We start from the raw sequence: 2,005 nt of genomic DNA, 5'->3' as shown, positions 1-2,005 counted from the left end.
GGCGCGGGATGGAGCAGCCTGGTAGCTCGTCGGGCTCATAACCCGAAGGTCGTCGGTTCAAATCCGGCTCCCGCAACCAATTTCCTTTAGGGGTTTGAGGTTACTGTAAAACGTTAGTTAAAGAAAAGCTTGTCGGTCTCAGCTCTTCATTAGCCAGCAAAGGTAGTCGTTTTAAATCCGGCTCCCGCAACCAATTTCCTTTAGGAAGTTGACAGCCACGTTGTAATGTAAGCAACGCTAAATAAGTATGCATATTTCAGGCGCGGGATGGAGCAGCCTGGTAGCTCGTCGGGCTCATAACCCGAAGGTCGTCGGTTCAAATCCGGCTCCCGCAACCACTGAAATACATAAAATGAAACGACACGCTTAAAGCGTGTTTTTTTATGCCTAAAATTCAGGGAAATGGATAGCTCGTCGGTCTCAGCTCTCCACTAGCCAGCAAAGGTAGTCGTTTCCCTTCACAAGCTCTGGCTCCCGCAACCACAGAAATAACACCCCTCATAAACTTATGCCTTCCAAAATAGTGTTTTATACACGTTATAAATTTTCCAAAAAAAGTGTTATTACTTAAAACTTTGTATAGTTTGTGTTAAAACGGCACAAATAATTTTGGGTGTGTTACACATGACTGAGCTTTACCACTGGTTTGATTTAATTGGCATTGCCGTGTTTGCTATTACGGGTACATTGGTTGCACATGAAAAGAAAATGGATGGTTTCGGTGTTGTAGTATTAGCCGCTGTAACAGCGATTGGAGGCGGTACGGTTCGTGACCTTATATTGGATGTTCCGGTATTTTGGTTACACGACCAAAGTTTTTTTTATGCTATTTTAGCAGCGGTATTTATTACCACTCGGCTTATTAACAAGCAAAAGTCGATTCCACATTACACATTACAAATTGCCGATGCATTTGGGTTAGCATTTTTTTCGGTTATGGGTACCCAAAAAGCATTACTTGCCGGCATGCCAAATATGACCGCCATTATTATGGGTGTAATTACCGGTTGCTTTGGTGGCATGCTCCGAGATGTGCTGGCCCGTGAAATCCCTATGTTGCTAAAAGGCGAGCTATATGCAATTACCTGTATTGCAGGCGGTGTTGTTTATACTTTGGGTATTCACTTTGCGTTAGCGACTGAACTTGCCATGGTAATGGCAATGCTAACCACCTTATTGCTTCGTATTGCAGCTATTAAATGGCAAATCACAGTACACGTTTTTAAATATTCTGACTAAACTAATTAATTAAACCATTAATTAGGATAAGGAATGTCGCTAGCTCGCATTTATTCTCGTGCCCAAGTGGGTATAAACGCCCCTGAGGTTATTGTAGAGGTACACCTTGGTAATGGTTTGCCAGCTTTTCATATTGTAGGGCTTCCTGAGGCCTCAGTTAAAGAATCAAAAGATAGGGTGCGTAGCGCCCTAGAAAACTCTCAATTTGGTTTCCCCGATCAGCGCATTACCGTCAATTTAGCGCCTGCCGATTTACCTAAAGATGGTGGACGCTTTGACTTAGCTATTGCGGTAGGTATTTTAGTGGCCTCTGGGCAGGTTGTTTGCCCTGATATACATAAATATGAGTTTTACGGAGAGCTTGCACTCAATGGCGAAGTGCGTGGCGTAAATGCCATTTTGCCCTCTGTACTTGCAGCAAAAGAGCAAAACCGCTGCTGCTTTTTACCTTTTACCAACGACAGCCTCGCAAGTTTGGTGAACGGCGTTAAACGCAAAGCGGTTAATTCATTACAAGAAGTGTGGGGTGATTTATTAAATCAGCAGCCTTTACCTTTAAATATTGAATACCCTGATTGCGCCCAGTCTCCCGACTTTTTGCTCGATTTAAGTGATGTTAAAGGCCAACCCGGTGCTAAACGAGTGCTAGAAATAGCCGCAGCTGGAGGTCATAACTTACTGCTTTAAAGCCCTAGTGGACCCATAATTAATTTTACTACTTAAAGGTCAGCAATGAAGTCTTTTTGTCTTTTATTCTTTACGTTAG

General features: G+C 43.1%; 1 protein-coding gene, 2 tRNA genes and 1 pseudogene. All 4 read left to right on the top strand.

Annotation, left to right across the window (positions count from 1 at the left end; translation table 11 throughout):
- Positions 1-2: 2 nt before the first annotated feature.
- Positions 3-79 (top strand) — tRNA-Met (locus AN391_RS19750).
- 182 nt (positions 80-261) lie between these two features.
- Positions 262-338: transfer RNA gene (locus tag AN391_RS19745), tRNA-Met, on the top strand.
- Between the two features lie 286 nt (positions 339-624).
- Positions 625-1,239, top strand: a complete 615-nt coding sequence (locus tag AN391_RS19740) for a trimeric intracellular cation channel family protein (protein WP_055016968.1) — start codon at positions 625-627, stop codon at positions 1,237-1,239.
- Between the two features lie 33 nt (positions 1,240-1,272).
- Positions 1,273-1,920: pseudogene (locus tag AN391_RS19735) on the top strand (magnesium chelatase domain-containing protein); the annotation flags it as partial.
- Between the last annotated feature and the right edge of the window lie 85 nt (positions 1,921-2,005).

The organism is Pseudoalteromonas sp. P1-13-1a (assembly GCF_001401875.1).
Lineage (GTDB): Bacteria > Pseudomonadota > Gammaproteobacteria > Enterobacterales > Alteromonadaceae > Pseudoalteromonas.
This window is presented reverse-complemented; position numbering and strand designations above follow the sequence as displayed.